Here is a 15,190-nt window from a genome sequence, read left to right on the forward strand (position 1 = left end):
GGTTACGCAAAGCCTCCACCCAACAAAAGTCTACGTCTAATCCACTATTAAAGCCTAGACAGTCCACTACGTGCATTTCAAAAATCAAATACTAGTCCTATATATACTTGAGTAATAGCTGAAAGACTTGGAGAACACATGTCAGAAACTACGTCAAATTCAGAAATGCAATACCGAGTTATCGGCAGCACAGGAGAGAAAGTTTCCGCCATCGGGTTGGGTGGTTGGCACATCGCCTTGAAGCACGTTGATGAGCAACTGGCTATCCGCATTGTGAGAACAGCCATCGATCGCGGCATCACCTTTATGGATAACAGTTGGGATTACAACGGTGGAGTCAGCGAAATTCGCATGGGCAAAGCGCTGCGCGATCGCTACCGGGATAAGGTGTTTCTGATGACGAAAATTGATGGTCGCTCTAAGAAAGAAGCCACAAAACAATTAGACGAATCACTCAAACGTCTGCAAGTTGATTGCATCGATCTTGTTCAGCATCACGAAATGATTCGATACGAAGATCCTCATCGAATTTTCGACCCAGAAGGGGCAAATGCTGCCTTCATTGAGGCGCGAGAAGCTGGAAAACTCCGATACATCGGCTTCACTGGGCACAAAGATCCCCATATTCATCTACATACGCTAGAAGTTGCCGCTGCTCACGGGTTTAAATTTGATACAGTCCAGATGCCGCTGAATGTGATGGATGCCCATTACCGGAGCTTTGCAAAGCTGGTTGTGCCAGAACTTGTTAAACAAAACATCGGCGTTTTGGGAATGAAAAGCTTGGCAAATGGTATTCTTTTACGGTCAAAGACTGTAACGCCAATTGAATGTTTACACTATGCTTTGAATCTGCCGACATCGGTTGTGATTACCGGAATTGACAGCATGGAGATTTTAGAGCAAGCCTTTGAAGCAGTGCGGACGTTCCAGCCAATGAACGACGAGCAAGTGCGATCGCTCTTAGCAAAAACGGCAGAAGCGGCATCACGCGGCGAGTTTGAGCCTTTCAAAACCTCATCAATCTTCGACAGCACTGCCCAAAACCCAGATTGGCTGGGAGAAGAACCACAGCGCATCCAGCAATTGATGTCAGCGTGATGCCTTCTTAGTGTTGTCTGTGGAGGAAGTTCACAGGGTGATACAACAATAAAGCATCTTCCAGTTTAGTAATTGCGATCGCCACGCTATCTAATGTAACCTCCTGCAATGGCATTGTTCCGGCTAACAATGCCATTGTTCCGACTGACAATGCCATTGTTTCGACTGACAATGCCATTGTTCCGGCTAACAATGCCATTGTTTCGACTGACAATGCCATTGTTTCGACTGACAATGCCATTGTTTCGACGTGCAAAAATTAACTCACGCCTTTTTTAACCTTGTTCTATTTAAAAATCTCACTTGACTGTTAGATTTTTTGTTGTAATGGGCACATTAAAGGTATACCCTATAGCAGTATGCATATATGCCCGTCCAAGATAAAACCCGGCGTTTGCCTTCTCAGTTAATTAGTCAAGATATAAACTCATTGCACGGCTTGCAAACTATCAGCACATACAACACAACCCGTGCTGATGCGTCTGTAGCAAACTTACAGCAAGCTTATCAAGCTATGTTGGCGCAACAACAAGCCCAAACTGAAAAACTAACTTTATATCGTGCTGCTGCCGATACTGCGCGATTAGCAGAGTGGGAATTTCACAATGCTGTATTAGCCATGAAAGAAGTAATTCGTGGGGAATATGGCTCAGATAGCGATCAAGCCCAAGCAGTTGGACTGAAGAAAAAATCAGAACGCAAGCGTCCCAATCGTAAAAAGTCAGTTGCGATGGCGTAACCGCCCCCCTGGAAGCGATCGCAAGTTAATTAACTGAAGGGCGATCGCTAACTTTTGTCTAAGCACGATGTCTAACGACAAGCCGCTACGCGTCTACGCTCATCTCCAAAATCTGTAAACTGTTTAATTCGACCTTTGATTAGCAGGAATAATCTTTACTCAAAATTCAATCTATCAAAATAGTGAATTAGTTTCATAACTATTGACGCTAAAACTTCTATCTAGGGATCGATATGGCTAATCAGCTAAATGAAGTAAAAATAGTATGCTAAATCATACGAGCTTGTATTCTATGAAACTGAATTATGTTACAAAACAGCTTTCTACGGTAAAACGCTGGATGGTTACAACACTGTTTTGTATGCTAGCGATCGCTTTCGTTTGGCAAGGTGCATTTTTCTCGAACACCTCAGCAATGGCTGATCCTGCCGCAACCTTGATTGCATCCTCAGATGAGGGCGATCGCGCTCAAGAAAAAGCCAGTAGAGATGCTGGACGAACCAAAAATTTCATTGATGAGACGGCAGATAAAGTTAAGCAAGCTGCCAAGAGCAATGCCAATAAAGTTGACCAATCAACAGACAATGGTAGCTTTATTGAGCGCAAAGCCAAGAAAGATGCCGCTACAATTCAGAAAAGAGCAGACGAAGATGCATCTCGGACTAAAGAAGCAGTAGACAACACCAAGAATGTTGTTGAACGTACTGTTGAGAACATCAAAGATGCTTTTGGTAAGTAGAGAATAGATATAGCAATCCTATTGGATTTGTGAAAATCAAAAGCTTTAAATTTCCGACTTCTTAAAGAAGTCGGAAATCTTGTTGTTCACGAATAATTTCGGAAAGTCTCAGGTTACGTCAATATTATTACAGCAATTTTCAGGTAGTTAAACCATGATGGTAGGGTAGCACAGCTAGCTCTACGTCCTTACAGGGGATTTTAGTTAAAGCCTCGTTTCCAGTCGGAGACTCTTAAGGAGACAGAGGAATATTTAATAAATAAATGAAGTTAGATAAAATAATCAAGTAGCTTTAGATACATACTTTTTGTGTCTAGGTGAAATAGCGATCGCTGATAAAAATTAGCTGTTGTCACTGAAGAAGAGAAGAAACTATTGTTAAATATTTACCAGCAGTTATGCTAGATATATAGTTATAAATAAAATATTTAACCTTCTTTTGTAATAACTTCAGAGGGCAAAATTGAGTAATCTACTTAGGCGATTTCCGCAAATTGCTCCTAAAAAACTTGTTTTTCTATACGGATCGCAGACAATTTTTAAGTAGCATTACTCATGGGAAAATGTGTTATAACTTGAACTGATTGCAACCTTATTTGACGAATTGTTAATGGTCAACAAACTTTTCACCATTATCAATTAAGAAGTTATACTTTCCGCTACAACTTAGTAACAATCTAAGAGTTTGATTCTGTGGACAACCCGACCGTGGGAAAATCAAAATACCGATACTCGAAGTTAGAGAGGAAAACCTTATAATATGCATCTGAGCGAAATCACCCATCCTAATCAGTTGCACGGTTTATCTGTTCGCCAACTACAACAGATTGCCCGTCAGATTCGAGATAAGCATCTCCAAACAGTAGCAGTTAATGGTGGACACTTGGGGCCAGGGTTGGGTGTTGTCGAATTAACACTAGGACTTTACCAAACACTGGACTTAGATCGGGATAAAGTGATTTGGGATGTAGGACACCAGGCTTATCCCCACAAACTGCTTACAGGACGCTACGATCGCTTCCACACCCTCAGACAAAAAAACGGAGTTGCAGGTTATCTCAAACGGGGTGAAAACAAATTTGACCACTTTGGGGCTGGACACGCTTCTACAAGTATTTCAGCAGCATTGGGCATGGCTTTAGCGCGAGACTTGAAAGGTGAAAAATTTAAAGCCGTTGCTGTGATTGGCGATGGGGCACTGACTGGCGGCATGGCTTTAGAAGCCATCAACCATGCCGGACACATGCCGAAAACTAACCTGTTGGTTGTTCTCAACGACAACGACATGTCCATATCTCGCAACGTCGGCGCAATTCCCCGCTATCTCAACAAAATGCGCCTCAGCCAACCGGTGCAATTTATTAAAGATAATCTTGAGGAACAGTTAAAGCAAATTCCCTTCGTTGGCGAATCCCTCTCACCCGAACTCGGACGCATCAAAGAAGGTATGAAGCGTTTGGCTGTTCCGAAGGTAGGTGCAGTTTTTGAAGAACTCGGCTTTACCTACATTGGGCCAGTGGATGGGCATAATCTCGAAGAATTGATTGCCACCTTCCAACAAGCACATCAGATACCAGGCCCAGTTTTGGTACATGTGGCAACAATCAAGGGCAAAGGCTATGAAATTGCCGAACTAGATCAAGTTGGCTACCACGCCCAAAGCCCCTTCAACGTCGCGACTGGCAAAGCCATTCCTTCTAATAAACCCAAACCCCCGGCTTATGCCAAAGTCTTTTCTCACACTCTGGTGAAACTTGCCGAACAAAACCCCAAAATCGTTGGGATTACTGCCGCGATGGCAACGGGGACAGGCTTAGATAAACTTCAAGCAAAACTGCCAAATCAATATATTGATGTTGGCATTGCAGAACAACACGCCATCACCCTAGCAGCAGGACTGGCAACCGAAGGGATGCGCCCCGTTGCGGTTATTTATTCTACCTTCCTGCAACGCGCCTACGACCAGATAATTCACGATGTCTGCATCCAAAACCTGCCAGTATTCTTTTGCTTAGATCGGGCAGGAATTGTCGGTGCTGATGGCCCCACCCACCAAGGTATGTATGACATTGCCTATCTGCGTTGCATTCCCAACATAGCAATCATGGCCCCCAAAGACGAAGCAGAACTGCAAAGCATGATAGTCACTGGCGTTAATCATACCAGTGGGCCGATTGCGATGCGTTATCCTCGTGGCAATGGCTACGGCGTTCCCCTGATGGAAGAAGGTTGGGAACCTTTGGAAATCGGCAAAGGCGAGATTCTGCGTACAGGTGATGATGTGTTAATCGTTGCTTATGGCACAATGGTCTATCCAGGAATGCAAGCCGCTGAAATTCTCAGCGAACACGGCATTGAAGCAACTGTAATTAATGCCCGTTTCGTTAAGCCTTTGGATACCGAGTTGATTTTGCCTTTGGCTAAGAAAATCGGCCGGGTTGTCACCTTAGAAGAAGGTTGTATCATGGGTGGGTTTGGTTCTGCGATCGCCGAAGCCTTAATGGATGCAGAAATTCTGGTTCCTGTCAAGCGATTCGGTGTGCCAGATGTGTTAGTAGATCACGCTGAACCCAATGAATCTAAAACAGAATTAGGTTTAACAAGCCATCAAATAGCAGAGAGAGTATTGCAAGCTTTCTTTAAGCAGCAAGTATCTGCTGTTGTTTAGTTAATTCTTTGTAGTAATAAATCGCCTACACTTGTGAACTCAGGTGTGGGCGATTTGCTTATGAAAACGGCAAGTTTAATATCCGTAATATGATCTTCGGTTAAACCTTAGTAAATTACCGAAAATCATTAGGTACTAAATAATTACTTGAATTAACTTTTATCGCTTCCTTATCTGTATACTTAATCTAGTTAATTAGTAAGATTCTTATACCATCAATTCAATCGCAGTATCAATTTAGTAGCAGGCGATCGCTTTATAGTTTTCATGGGTTCGACGAATGAAGTTTAACCCCGTATTTTGTCGTGGTCTTTTTCAAAAATCAAACCGAATTTCGATAGATTGATTGAGAGTGAAGAACAACATAATAATTAATTTTTAATATTAATTATTGACTTCAAAAAAATCATGTAATATCTATTACATGATATGTCAACTTCTGTCTGCACATTTTAAACCCAAAAAAGTACAGTAAAACTATGGCTATTCAAGGAACAAACAATAACGATAATTTAGTCGGCAGTTCTGGAAATGATACTATTCAAGGCTTAAACGGTAATGATACCCTTTCTGGATTAGGTGGAAACGATCAATTATTAGGTGGTGCTGGAAGTGATACCTTATCTGGAGCTAAAAATAGTTAACTGAATTTTGGTTTTGAAAATGAAATCATCAATGTGTATTAAAGTAAAAAATATTGCCTATCCATTAACGACCTCTTTCTATGACACTTTCTACAAACCAGGTTTATCCCGTTATTTGGCACAACAACTCAGTGTCACTAATTGACCAAACTCGCTTACCCAACGAATATACATTTGTAGAAATTCACCGCAGTGAAGATATGGCGCGGGCGATTAAAACCATGATTGTGCGAGGTGCGCCAGCAATTGGTGTGGCTGCGGCTTATGGAATGTATCTTGGTGCAAGGGAAATTGAAACAAGCGATCGCACCAAATTTTTGCAACACTTAGATCAAGTAGCCCAGTTGTTGCGTTCTACTCGTCCAACGGCGGTAAATTTATTTTGGGCAATTAGCCGGATGATCAAAGCTGCCAACGAAACGCTGGGAACTGTAGAAGAAATTAAGCAAACCCTTTTCCAAACAGCCCAGGCAATCAACGTTGAAGATTTGCAAACCTGTCAAGCAATCGGCGACAATGGTTTAGCAGTTTTGCCCACTACCCCAGAAAAGCTGACGATTCTTACTCACTGTAATGCTGGGGCGCTAGCTACCGCAGGATATGGCACTGCTTTAGGTGTTGTGCGTTCGGCTTGGAGGGAAGGACGTTTAGAACGTTTATTTGCCGATGAAACCCGTCCCCGCTTACAAGGTGCAAAACTCACCACTTGGGAATGTGTGCAAGAAGGCATTCCAGTGACATTAATTACTGATAATATGGCAGCCCATTGCATGAAACAGGGTTTGATTCATGCTGTAGTTGTGGGTGCCGATCGCATTGCTGCTAACGGTGACAGTGCCAATAAAATTGGTACATATAGTGTAGCGATCGCAGCTAAAGCCCATAATATACCTTTCTTTGTAGCTGCACCCCTTTCCACCGTTGATTTTGAATTAGCCGATGGCAGCAAAATTCCCATTGAAGAACGCGATCCCACAGAAATATATCAAGTTGGTGATACCATTCTCACACCTGCGGGTGTAGATTTTTACAACCCAGCTTTTGATGTGACTCCGGCTGAGTTGATTACAGCCATCATTACAGAAAATGGAGCGATCGCACCTCATGAATTAGCAAAATCACAGCTAAAGCAATTAGTGTAATTGAGTTCGATGAACCTCTTTCCTTATATTCCGTCCCCAGAAGCCTACGGTGTATAGACAAGTGATCGAATTACCTCAAACAAAAGAAAAACCTCACCCTGTCCGATCAGATATCCCTCTCCTTAGTAAGGAGAGGGACAGGTTTTGCTTCGGCAAAACCAGGGTGAGGTTTCTCAGAGGCTATGAGACTTAACCAAAATGCTGAATAATTGCCTCGGCAAATTCCGAACATTTTAAGGGTTCAACTGGTGGTTCTAACAACCGGGCTAAATCGTAGGTGACTTGACTATTTGCGATCGCATCGCTTAAACCTTTCTTAACTAGGTCTGCGGCTTCTTGCCAACCTAGAAATTCCAGCATCATCACACCAGACAAAATCAGTGAACCAGGATTAATCCGATCTAAGCCGGCGTGTTTGGGGGCGGTGCCGTGGGTAGCTTCAAATATGGCACTAGCATCGCCAATATTTGCCCCTGGCCCCATTCCCAATCCCCCAACAATGGCGGCGGCGGCATCAGACAAGTAATCGCCGTTCAAGTTCATCGTCGCCAGAATTGAATACTCATCCGGTCTAGTTTGGATTTGTTGAAAAATACTGTCAGCAATCCGGTCATTCACCAAAATTTTATCTTTCCATTTGCCATCGCCGTGGGTTGCCCAAATTGAGTTAAGAACAGTTTCAACTTCCTTGACAATTTCCGCTTTCTTCTCTTCGGTGAGACTATCAAACCCAGGATCAATCTGGCGGGCGTTTTCTTCCAAGGAAATATTCGGGTTTTTCTCCTTGTTACTCAAAATCCAAGATTCCCGTTCCGTGACAGTTTCTGGGCGAAATTCACTGGTTGCTAATTCATAACCCCAATCACGGAAAGCGCCTTCGGTGTACTTCATAATGTTGCCCTTATGCACCAAAGTCACCTGTTGCTTCTGTTTGGGCAATAGCAAGGCATGTTTGATGGCACGTCTGACTAAGCGCTGGGAACCAGTTTTGCTGATCGGTTTGATGCCAATACCAGAATCAAGAGGAATTCGTTTTTTGCCATGTTCTGGGGTGGCGGGGATCAGTTCTTCGTTGATAATTTTAATTAAGCGATCGCCGATTTCACTACCTTGTCGCCACTCAATGCCTAAATAAATATCTTCTGTATTCTCCCGATAAACAATGACATCCAGCTTTTCGGGATTTTTGTGCGGTGAAGGTGTACCTGCATAGTAACGGCAAGGACGCACACAAGCATACAAGTCAAAAATTTGCCGCAGCGCCACATTCAAAGAACGAATTCCCCCACCAATGGGAGTAGTCAAAGGCCCTTTAATGGCTACACCATATTCTTCAATTGCCGTGAGAGTGTCTTGAGGTAAATACTGATAAGTTCCGTATAAATCACAAGCTTCGTCCCCAGCGTAAACCTTGAACCAGCTAATTTGACGCTGACCCTTGTATGCTTTGGCTACCGCAGCATCTAACACCTTTTGGGTAGCAGGCCAGATGTCTATACCTGTGCCGTCGCCGCGAATAAAGGGGATAATTGGATTGTCCGGTACGATTGGTTCACCATTTTTGAAGGTGATTTTTGCTCCGGCTGCGGGGGGGGTAATCTTTTCGTACATCGTTCACACACTCCTAATCGATACGCTGCTATTCAAAAAAACCTTATGTGGCAGGCTTGTATATTTTGCTATGTCTTTTGTTCACCAAGCCATAAGGCACAGATTTTCCCCCTATTCCCCTTGTACATTATTTGGGGATTAAGTGTGGGATTCAGTGAAGCGATCGCAATTTTGTACGATCAAAAATAGTAAACTACTTTTCGCTATCAGTGCTTCACCTTGGAGAATGCCCGATAGCTTACCGCTCTTTCACTGACCGCTAAAACGAGAATGGCATGACAGACCCAATGATTTTATCAGGCCCTGCTAATGACATCGACTCCCTCCGACGACCGTTAATCGCTGGGTCTGAAAAAGTCCAACAGCAGATAATCCCACAATTAGCTGAGTTGGGTAATGAGGGATTAGACGTGTTGATGGAATTTTTACTAAAACGACGTGAGAACCCAGCAACTTGGATTGATGGCAAAGCTTACCAAGTCCTTTACAACTCTGATGCACCTCAAGCCAAAGAATTTTTGCGCTCCTGTTTTCCTGAGGGAATTGTACCTCTAAAATCAGAGTCCAAGATTAACTACAATTCTTTGCAACAGCTACTAGCTGTTCAAGACTTCCAAGCAGCCGATCGCGTCACCATCGAAAAAATGTGTGAACTATCAGGGACAACGGCTGTACAACGAAAATGGTTGTATTTTAGTGAGGTAGAAAATGTCTCGGCTGTTGACTTGCAAACCATTAACAACCTCTGGTTAATCCACTCTGAAGCTAAATTTGGCTTTTCAGTGCAGCGAGAAATCTGGTTAAGTTTGGGTAAAAACTGGGAGAATTTCTGGCCGAAAATTGGCTGGAAAGCAGGTAACACCTGGACGCGATACCCCAACGAGTTTACCTGGAATTTGAGTGCGCCTAGAGGTCACTTACCCCTCTCTAATCAACTTCGGGGGGTACGAGTCTTTGCTTCTTTACTCTCTCACCCTGCTTGGACAAAGAATTCAGAAAAATGATTTTGAGCCTATGTACAAATAGATTATGATCAATCCCACTAATCGAGAATTCTACGTGATCATTGAACGGGATGAAGATGGCTACTATGTCGGAGAAGTCCCTCAGCTACAAGCCTGTTACAGTCAGGGAGAAACAATTGATCAGTTGATGGCTAATATGAAAGAAGTAATTGAACTTTGTTTAGAGGATGTCTGAAAAGTCAAAAGTTTCATGCTGTAGTCTGCGATCAGAGTATGACTTAAAGAGCCTAAAAGTCAGAAAGTTCGGAGTTGAACGCAAGAGCTTTGGTAAGACAACAATTCCTTTAGAACCTGATGTTGCAGAGGTTTTTCCTAATGCTGATGCCGTCAATGAGGCTCTAATATTTCTGATTAGAATTGTGCAGGAAAAGCAAGTTTCTGCACTTACAAAGCAGCCTCGCAGTTCCTCAGAGGGGGCGGACAAAAGCCCCTAGTGCTGAGTTGGAAGTGCCGCAGATCCCAAACTGAAAATATCAAATCAGATAATGGCAAACGTTCGTCTAGAAGATATTAAGCGTAGATTCAATAACGTTACCGCTATTGAGGACATTACCTTTGAAATTCCTGATGGCGAGTTTTGGGTTTTAGTTGGGCCATCGGGTTGTGGGAAGTCGACAATTTTGCGAACGATCGCGGGTTTAGAAACCGCTACATCTGGCAAACTCTTTATTGGCGATCGCTTGGTGAATAATATCCCAGCCAGACAACGGGATGTGGCGATGGTGTTCCAAAACTACGCTCTCTATCCTCACATGAGCGTGGCGCAAAACATCGGCTTTGGCTTGCAAATGCGTCAGGTTGACCGAAAAATCATTCAAGAACGGGTGATGAATGTGGCGCGATCGCTTTCTCTAGATCATCTGCTGGATCGTAAACCCAAAGAACTTTCTGGGGGACAGCAACAACGGGTAGCATTAGGGAGAGCGATCGCTCGTGAACCACAAGTGTTTTTACTTGATGAACCTTTATCTAATTTAGATGCCCAATTGCGCGATGATACCAGGGCAGAATTGAAACAGCTACATCAAGAATTAGGCATTACAACTATTTACGTCACCCACGATCAAGTTGAAGCAATGACTTTGGCTGATAAAATTGTCGTGCTAAATCGCGGGCGGATTCAACAAATTGGCGATCCCCAAACTATTTATGCAAGTCCCGCTAATCAGATGGTGGCAAGTTTTTTAGGCAGTCCGCCAATGAATATTTTGCCTGCAATCTATCAAAATAATGGTTTTGATGTGAGTGGACAGTTATTAGCAATTCCAGCAGATGTAAAAGAAAACTTACAGTTGCGTCAGGGACACAGTTTTGATTTGGGGATTCGTCCAGAGCATATAAAAATTAATACTGACTCCGAACTAAGTACTCAAAACTCAGGACTGTTATCCGTTGAAGTTAAGGTGGTGGAACCTTTGGGAAGGGAAACTTTGATTCGTGCTAGTTTACCTAGTTCGGTAGTGGTGTTGAATATTCAGGTGGGCGGGGATGTGCGTTTGCGTCCAGGCGATCGCCTTTCTCTACAACTCGATTTAAATCACTTGTTTGTGTTTGATCCCAAAACTGGGGACAGAATATTATAAGCGCTTCGGAGCGTAAAATATAATTGTTTTGTGTGCGATCGCTGTGACGGGGTGTAGGGGCAATCGCTGTAATTGGTGGCGAGGAATAGGTTAGCGATCGCATCCAGAATCATCACCACACCGCCGTTAATCCAATTTTTGACCGTAACTCTGACCTTGCCCTTGCCTCGTGCGATGCCTGCGGCGGGCGTAGCCATCGCGGTCATTTGTTAACCCAATAGCGAAAATTTGCTGTATCTCTTGCTGAGTAAGAACCTTGGCGCGTCCATGCCGATTTACTTTCACCTTTCACCGCTACACCCTGTTAACTCTCAATTTTCAGGTTACAGCAGTGAGAAGTGTTTATATCCATAATCAGGATGAAATAATGATTCAATCACTACAAAAACTATTTACATTTGATGAATATTTAGAGTTTTTAGAAACACAACCGGAAAACATTCGTTATGAATTACACGATGGAGATATTATTCAAATGCCGCCACCATCAGGCAAACACGAGCAAATAGTAGCATTTTTAACAATGATGTTAGGGTATGAGTGTCTTCGTCTTAAACTTTATTACGGCATACCTAAAACCGCCACAGTGAAGCCAGAAAATAAAATGTCAGGCTACTATCCTGATGTCTTATTAATGAATTTTTCTAATTTGGGTAATGAACCATTATGGGAGAAACAATCTATCCTTAGTAAACCAGATTCAATTCCATTAGTGATTGAAGTGGTGAGTACTAACTGGAGAGATGATTATCATAAAAAGTTTGCCGATTATGAAGAAATGGGTATTCAAGAATATTGGATTGTGGATTATGCTGCTTTGGGTAGCAAGGAATTGATAGGCGATCCCAAACAGCCAACAATCACAATTTACTCTTTAAGTGATGAGGGTGAATATCGTGGTAAACAGTTTAGAGGTGACGACCGTATAGAGTCGCCAGCATTTCCAGATTTAAATCTAACTGTTGAACAAATTTTTTCAGTGCGTTATTCATAAACACTCATTTCCCGACATTTCACCAAAAATATAAAACCTCAAACAACTAGGAATTAATAAAATGACCCCCAATGAATACCAAGATCAGATTATCGAAATCAGTAAACACTACCCTATATTTGGCACTGATAAAGGCTTGCCAACTTACAGCAGTGGACTAGCTGAAGAGGTTGGTGAGGTGATGGGAATTGTCAAACGGCATTTTAGAGGCGATGCTAAAGCTGAAAACTTCAAAGAAAATTTGACTAAAGAATTAGGTGACGTGAGTGCATATCTGGTATTGCTAGCTAAAGAATTCGATATTGATTTTGAAGATATTCTGACTATGAATATTGAGAAATTGCAAAATATAAAAATGGCACTCTACTGGGTAGTGGTAGCGATATGTTAGATGAAAATAAAACTGACGATAAACGGGAGCAAGTTGTCAAGAAAACGCCAACTAAAAGTGTTGACAAATACGCCGATATTGCTCCTAAATCTAAGGAGGAACTTAAGTCTGTTAAAAAAAATACTCAAATGTATACAATTGTTACCTTACTCATGGAAGGATCAACGCTTGATGAATTTGAAAATAAGGGAATAAATATCGGAACCGGACGGGAAGGATCGCGAACGTTCTTCGGTAAATACTTAAGAGATACTAAGGGATACGGGATTAAGCGTACTGTTGACCCATCTGATCCTACTAACATAAATAAGTATATGTTTCATTTACAGTTACCCGAAGGCGTTGATCAGCCTATATTTGTTAGCTAGAAAAAAAGTAGGAAAAAAGTTTAATGTGGCTGGAATGCCTGACGACCTCGATTAATGACCCAATATCCGATAATTGCCTTAACACCCCGTAGCGTCTCTTGTGGCGACGGGGTTTATTTTTGGTGGTTGGGTGCGAACCTATGATTAGTTGTAAAAAGATAGTTTAAGTAAAAATACATAACGTTTTGAATATTAGTAATTAATATTACAAGTCTAAAAAAAGTTTCTTAAACTGCCAGAAATAATCGCAAATTACCAATTTTTTGTAGCCAGAATCTAAGAAAATAAAAACTGAAATACAGACTTAATGGATTCGCTGCAAAAACTTATATGACTATTAATCGACGGCATTTCTTGTTCTTACTCACATCAGGTGCAGGTGCTTTTGCCTTAGATGCTTGTGCATTGGCAGAGAAATCTCCTGAAAAAAACACTGTAACCCCCAATACAACACCAAATACAACACTAAATACAACACCAGATAAAACAGGGGCTATCCAACTACCACTTTTAGCTTATGCCTACGAAGCACTGGAACCACACATTGATGCCAAAACGATGCAGTTTCACCATGATAAACACCACGCAACTTATGTGAAAAACCTGAATGCAGCCTTAGAAAAACACCCAGAACTCAAAGGCAAAACTGTTGAAGAACTGTTGCAGAAACTTGACAATGTACCACAAGATATTCGCAAAGTAGTACGCAATAATGGCGGTGGCCACGTTAACCACTCAATGTTCTGGCAAATTATGAAGCCGAAAGGTGGGGGAGAACCAACAGGAAATATAGCCTCCGCGATTAATCAAAATTTTGGCTCTTTTGCAGCTTTCAAAAAACAGTTTAATGAAGCTGGGGCTAGTCGTTTTGGTAGTGGTTGGGTTTGGCTAGTACGTAACAAAGGTGGCAAGTTGGAAGTGACAACTACAGCTAACCAAGATAGTCCCTTAAGTGCAGGTAAATATCCCATCCTGGGTAATGACGTATGGGAACATGCATATTATCTCAATTACCAAAATCGCCGCGCCGATTATTTAGATGCTTGGTGGAACGTGATTAATTGGGATGAGATTAACAAGCGGTTTGCAGCAGCAAGTAAACTTGCCTGAAACCAGACAAGAATTTAGAGTTACAGGCGCTTAAAAACTGGCAACAGAAATAATATTCTGCTGCCAGTTTTTTGATGCGATCAGCTAATCGTCATTCATCTTTTCAGAATGATTCGCTTTAACAATTAGTTTCCTTGAATCATTGCAGTTATTTTTTTTATTTTTAGAAATTTAATATAGTTTGATTTTACGTTATAAACATCAATATATCTCAACAAATCTTGTAAGTAATCTTATGCGTGCCATGCTAAATTACTTTTGCTGGCGAAAGTAATATAAGATTACAATTTCAGATTTCATCATCACAAAGCATAAAACTTAGAATCTTTCTTTAAATATCCAATTTGAATAAAAACACTGTTGAGTCATTTTGATTATAAGGAGGATTTCTCATGAAGATTGGTTGCAAATTATTCACGGTTGCTTTAACTGTTCCATTACTTCTGGGAATTTTAAATTTTAAAGCACAAGCTGAAGTTACTACACAATGGGGTGTAGGTGGCGATATTCCCGTTCCCGGCGATTACGATAATGATGGTAGAACTGATTACGCAGTCTGGCGACCAAGTAATGGTACTTGGTATGTAATTAACAGTTCTACAGGTCTAGCAGTTACTAGACAATGGGGCGTTGGTGGCGATATTCCTGTTCCTGGCGATTATGATAGCGATCGTAAAACTGATTTTGCAGTCTGGCGACCGAGTAATGGGACTTGGTATGTAATTAACAGTTCTACAGGTCTAGCAGTTACTAGACAATGGGGCGTTGCTGGTGATGTTCCTGCCCCTGGCAGATACGATAATGATGGTAGAACTGATTTTGCAGTCTGGCGACCGAGTAATGGGACTTGGTATGTAATTAACAGTTCTACAGGTCTAGCAGTTACTAGACAATGGGGCGTCGGTGGCGATATTCCCGTTCCCGGCGATTATGATAATGATAGTAAAACTGATTTTGCAGTCTGGCGACCGAGTAATGGTACTTGGTATGTAATTAACAGTTCTACAGGTCTAGCAGTTACTAGACAATGGGGCGTTGCTGGTGATGTTCCTGCCCCTGGCAGATACGATAATGA

Annotated in this window: 18 protein-coding genes; 15 read left to right on the forward strand and 3 right to left on the reverse strand. The window is 42.1% G+C overall.

Annotation, left to right across the window (positions count from 1 at the left end; genetic code table 11):
* Positions 1–138 precede the first annotated feature (138 nt).
* Positions 139–1,101 carry an aldo/keto reductase gene (locus tag V7K62_RS24190; protein WP_334868548.1) on the forward strand — a complete coding sequence of 321 codons (963 nt, stop codon included), beginning with the start codon at positions 139–141 and terminating at the stop codon, positions 1,099–1,101.
* A 7-nt stretch (positions 1,102–1,108) separates the two neighbouring features.
* Here V7K62_RS24190 and V7K62_RS24195 read toward each other — a convergent pair whose 3' ends face one another.
* Positions 1,109–1,357, reverse strand: coding sequence for a hypothetical protein (locus tag V7K62_RS24195; protein WP_334868550.1), 249 nt, complete (start codon positions 1,355–1,357; stop codon positions 1,109–1,111).
* 111 nt (positions 1,358–1,468) lie between these two features.
* Between V7K62_RS24195 and V7K62_RS24200 the strand changes: the two genes are divergently transcribed.
* The 5 genes from V7K62_RS24200 to mtnA all read left to right on the forward strand — a co-directional run bounded on the left by V7K62_RS24200 (position 1,469) and on the right by mtnA (position 7,033).
* Positions 1,469–1,840 (forward strand): hypothetical protein, encoded by a 372-nt coding sequence (locus tag V7K62_RS24200; protein WP_334868552.1) that lies wholly within the window; start codon positions 1,469–1,471, stop codon positions 1,838–1,840.
* A gap of 292 nt (positions 1,841–2,132) precedes the next feature.
* On the forward strand, positions 2,133–2,579 hold the full coding sequence (locus tag V7K62_RS24205; protein ID WP_334868553.1) for a hypothetical protein: 447 nt from the start codon (positions 2,133–2,135) through the stop codon (positions 2,577–2,579).
* Between the two features lie 760 nt (positions 2,580–3,339).
* Entirely contained in the window at positions 3,340–5,247 is a 1,908-nt protein-coding gene (gene dxs, locus V7K62_RS24210) for a 1-deoxy-D-xylulose-5-phosphate synthase (RefSeq protein ID WP_334868555.1), read from the forward strand.
* A 479-nt stretch (positions 5,248–5,726) separates the two neighbouring features.
* A complete protein-coding gene (locus V7K62_RS24215) occupies positions 5,727–5,891 on the forward strand; it encodes a calcium-binding protein (protein ID WP_334868557.1) in 165 nt (54 codons plus the stop codon).
* 80 nt (positions 5,892–5,971) lie between these two features.
* Positions 5,972–7,033: an S-methyl-5-thioribose-1-phosphate isomerase gene (mtnA, locus tag V7K62_RS24220; protein ID WP_334868559.1), complete on the forward strand. Its 1,062-nt coding sequence runs from the start codon at positions 5,972–5,974 to the stop codon at positions 7,031–7,033.
* Between the two features lie 189 nt (positions 7,034–7,222).
* Here the strand turns inward: mtnA and V7K62_RS24225 are convergent, their stop codons facing one another.
* Entirely contained in the window at positions 7,223–8,644 is a 1,422-nt protein-coding gene (locus tag V7K62_RS24225) for an NADP-dependent isocitrate dehydrogenase (RefSeq protein WP_334868561.1), read from the reverse strand.
* Positions 8,645–8,919: 275 nt separating this feature from the next.
* Between V7K62_RS24225 and V7K62_RS24230 the strand changes: the two genes are divergently transcribed.
* The 4 genes from V7K62_RS24230 to V7K62_RS24245 are packed head-to-tail and all read left to right on the forward strand — an operon-like array spanning position 8,920 to position 11,252.
* Positions 8,920–9,648: a GUN4 domain-containing protein gene (locus V7K62_RS24230; RefSeq protein ID WP_334868563.1), complete on the forward strand. Its 729-nt coding sequence runs from the start codon at positions 8,920–8,922 to the stop codon at positions 9,646–9,648.
* A 25-nt stretch (positions 9,649–9,673) separates the two neighbouring features.
* Positions 9,674–9,844, forward strand: a complete 171-nt coding sequence (locus tag V7K62_RS24235) for a type II toxin-antitoxin system HicB family antitoxin (protein ID WP_334868565.1) — start codon at positions 9,674–9,676, stop codon at positions 9,842–9,844.
* A complete protein-coding gene (locus V7K62_RS24240) occupies positions 9,837–10,103 on the forward strand; it encodes a hypothetical protein (protein WP_334868567.1) in 267 nt (88 codons plus the stop codon). Before V7K62_RS24235 ends, V7K62_RS24240 begins: the two co-directional genes overlap by 8 nt.
* A gap of 51 nt (positions 10,104–10,154) precedes the next feature.
* Positions 10,155–11,252, forward strand: coding sequence for an ABC transporter ATP-binding protein (locus tag V7K62_RS24245; protein WP_334868569.1), 1,098 nt, complete (start codon positions 10,155–10,157; stop codon positions 11,250–11,252).
* On the opposite strand, the gene V7K62_RS24250 is transcribed toward V7K62_RS24245, so the two are convergent.
* The gene (locus tag V7K62_RS24250; protein ID WP_334868571.1) at positions 11,207–11,458 is read right to left on the reverse strand and encodes a hypothetical protein; all 252 of its coding nucleotides are present in this window, start codon (positions 11,456–11,458) and stop codon (positions 11,207–11,209) included. The two genes, V7K62_RS24245 and V7K62_RS24250, sit on opposite strands and share 46 nt — an antisense overlap.
* Before the next feature lie 161 nt (positions 11,459–11,619).
* Between V7K62_RS24250 and V7K62_RS24255 the strand changes: the two genes are divergently transcribed.
* The 5 genes from V7K62_RS24255 to V7K62_RS24275 form a co-directional block, all read left to right on the forward strand.
* Positions 11,620–12,246, forward strand: a complete 627-nt coding sequence (locus V7K62_RS24255) for a Uma2 family endonuclease (protein ID WP_334868581.1) — start codon at positions 11,620–11,622, stop codon at positions 12,244–12,246.
* Between the two features lie 61 nt (positions 12,247–12,307).
* The gene (locus tag V7K62_RS24260) at positions 12,308–12,637 is read left to right on the forward strand and encodes a nucleoside triphosphate pyrophosphohydrolase family protein (RefSeq protein WP_334868573.1); all 330 of its coding nucleotides are present in this window, start codon (positions 12,308–12,310) and stop codon (positions 12,635–12,637) included.
* Positions 12,631–13,005: a hypothetical protein gene (locus V7K62_RS24265; RefSeq protein WP_334868575.1), complete on the forward strand. Its 375-nt coding sequence runs from the start codon at positions 12,631–12,633 to the stop codon at positions 13,003–13,005. The genes V7K62_RS24260 and V7K62_RS24265 overlap by 7 nt, the downstream gene beginning before the upstream one ends.
* Positions 13,006–13,335: 330 nt before the next feature.
* A complete protein-coding gene (locus V7K62_RS24270) occupies positions 13,336–14,115 on the forward strand; it encodes a superoxide dismutase (protein WP_334868577.1) in 780 nt (259 codons plus the stop codon).
* Positions 14,116–14,507: 392 nt separating this feature from the next.
* The coding region (locus V7K62_RS24275) for an FG-GAP-like repeat-containing protein (RefSeq protein ID WP_334868579.1) at positions 14,508–15,190 on the forward strand (683 nt) is incomplete at its 3' end.

The organism is Nostoc sp. (assembly GCF_036917935.1).
Taxonomy (GTDB): domain Bacteria; phylum Cyanobacteriota; class Cyanobacteriia; order Cyanobacteriales; family Nostocaceae; genus Nostoc.